Here is a 2,187-nt window from a genome sequence, read left to right as displayed (position 1 = left end):
GGCCCGGCGGTTCCGCGGGGGGCTCGGACGGGTCGAGCGGTTCCGGCGGCTCCGGTGGTTCCGGCGACCTCGGCTCCAGCGGTGGCCCGCCCAGCAGCGGCCCACCGCCCGGGAACGTGGACCAGTGGATCCGGGAGGCCATCGAGATCCTGCAGGCCAACGGCATCCCGGTCACCGAGGCCGACGTCGAGAAGATCTGGACGATCATCCAGAAGGAGTCCGGCGGCGACCCGCACGCCGTCAACGACTGGGACTCCAACGCCGCCAAGGGCACCCCGTCGAAGGGCCTGATGCAGTGCATCGACCCGACGTTCCAGGCGCACAAGCTCCCCGGGCACGACGACATCTACGACCCGGTGGACAACATCATCGCCGGGGTCCGCTACACCTTCGACCGCTACGGCGGTTTCGAGGGCCACCCGGGGCTGAAGTCGATGGCCGGTGGCGGCGGCTACCAGGGCTACTGAGCAGCGGGGCGCGTGGCAGGGTGTGGGCATGTTCGAGCCCAGCGCCCTGTCCGTCGCCCAGCGGGCGAACGTGCCGCCGTTCCAGGTCATGGAAGTGCTCTCCGCCGCCAACGCCCGCCAGCGGGTGCGCGGGGACGTGGTGTCGCTCGCCGCGGGCCAGCCCTCCAGCCCGGCTCCGGCGGCGGTCCGCGAGGCGGCGGCCGAGGCGCTGCGGCGGCACCCGCTCGGCTACACCGAACAGCTGGGGCTGCCGCAGCTGCGCGAGGCCATCGCCGGGCACTGCGCCCGCACCTACGGGCTGCCCGCCGACCCGGCGGAGGTGGTGGCGACCACCGGTGCGTCCGGTGCGTTCCTGCTGGCGTTCCTCAGCGCCTTCGACCCGGGTGACCGGGTGGCGCTGGCGCGGCCGGGCTACCCGGCCTACCGGAACATCCTGGCCGCCCTGGGCTGCGAGGTCGTGGAGCTGCCGTGCGACGAGAGCACCCGGTTCCAGCCGACGACGGCGATGCTGGAGGCGCTCGACGAGCCGGTGCGCGGCCTGATCGTGGCGTCCCCGGCGAACCCGACGGGCACCGTGCTCACCGGGGACGAGCTGGCGGAGCTGGCGTCCTGGTGCGATCGGCGGGGCGTGCAGCTGATCAGCGACGAGATCTACCACGGCATCGAGTACGGGGAGCGGCTGCACTCGGCGCGCGAGTTCTCCACCGAGGCGATCGTGGTGAACTCGTTCTCGAAGCTGTGGTGCATGACGGGCTGGCGGCTCGGCTGGATGCTGGTGCCGCCGCGGCTGCGGCGCGCCGTCGACTCGCTGACCGGCAACTTCACCCTGTGCCCGCCCGCGGTGTCGCAGCACGGCGCGGTCGCCGCGTTCGGCGCGGACGTCTACGCGGAGGTCGGCGAGCACGTCCGCCGGTACGAGACGAACCGGGAGCTGCTGCTGACCGGGCTGGCGGAGCTGGGCATCAAGCGGGTCGCGCCCGCCGACGGCGCGTTCTACGCGTACGCCGACATCGGCGAGCTCACCGACGACTCCTCGGCCTGGTGCCACCGGTTGCTGGAGGAGACCGGCGTGGCGGTGGTGCCGGGCGTGGACTTCGACCCGGAGCGCGGCGGCCGGTTCGTGCGGATGTCCTACGCCGGGGCGACCGAGGACATCGCGGAGGCCGTCGCCCGCCTCGCCACCTGGCTGCGCTGAACCGGCCGGCCCGGCTTCGCCCGGAAGGCCTCCGACCGGTGTCGCGGATCGTGGCCGTGCGCGAGCTCGGCGGCCGATCGGCCTCGGGGTGGTCCCGGGGTTCTCCCGGATTCCGGGGGCGAACCGGGGCCCCGGCGGCCGGAGCTCTGGCAGTCTGGGGTGGAGTTCTGCTGAACGGGGTGGTCCGGATGGTGTGGAAGGTGATCGGCGGCCTGCTGCTGCTCTGGCTGGTGGTCAGCGTCGCGGGGATCGTGCTGAAGGGTCTGTTCTGGCTGGCCGTGCTCGGCGGCGTGCTGTTCGTCGCCACCGCGGTGATCGGCTACGCGTCGGACCGGAAGAAGCTGGGGGAGACGAAGCGGCTCGGCTCCAAGTGAGCCGCCGGGGGGGGGGGGGGGGCCCCCCCCCCCCCCCCCCCCCCCCCCCCCCCCCCCGCCCCCCCGCCCCCGCCCCGCGCCCCCCCCCCGGAGAACTCCCAGGAACCCGATCCGGCCGCGGCGCGGGCGGCGAACCGGTGAAGACCTGCTG

3 protein-coding genes are annotated in these 2,187 nt (G+C 74.2%); all 3 read left to right on the top strand.

Translation table 11 applies throughout. From position 1 onward, the window contains the following. On the top strand, window positions 1-467 hold a 467-nt coding region (locus LCD31_RS12150), incomplete at its 5' end, for a transglycosylase SLT domain-containing protein (RefSeq protein ID WP_224958068.1). 28 nt (window positions 468-495) lie between these two features. Continuing rightward, window positions 496-1,662 carry a pyridoxal phosphate-dependent aminotransferase gene (locus LCD31_RS12145; RefSeq protein WP_224958067.1) on the top strand — a complete coding sequence of 389 codons (1,167 nt, stop codon included), beginning with the start codon at window positions 496-498 and terminating at the stop codon, window positions 1,660-1,662. A 188-nt stretch (window positions 1,663-1,850) separates the two neighbouring features. Then, window positions 1,851-2,036, top strand: coding sequence for a hypothetical protein (locus LCD31_RS12140; RefSeq protein ID WP_224958065.1), 186 nt, complete (start codon window positions 1,851-1,853; stop codon window positions 2,034-2,036). The last annotated feature ends 151 nt before the right edge of the window (window positions 2,037-2,187 follow it).

The organism is Saccharopolyspora sp. 6M, assembly GCF_020176775.1.
In the GTDB taxonomy this organism is placed as follows: Bacteria; Actinomycetota; Actinomycetes; order Mycobacteriales; family Pseudonocardiaceae; genus Saccharopolyspora_C; species Saccharopolyspora_C gregorii.
Note: the sequence above shows the minus strand (reverse complement) of the source record. Positions and strands in the feature narration are given on the sequence as shown.

What these genes read in the sequence shown, in the direction of transcription:
- LCD31_RS12145 (WP_224958067.1), top strand. Translation starts at nt 496, where the DNA reads ATGTTCGAGCCCAGCGCCCTGTCCGTCGCCCAGCGGGCGAACGTGCCG.
- LCD31_RS12140 (WP_224958065.1), top strand. Translation starts at nt 1,851, where the DNA reads ATGGTGTGGAAGGTGATCGGCGGCCTGCTGCTGCTCTGGCTGGTGGTC.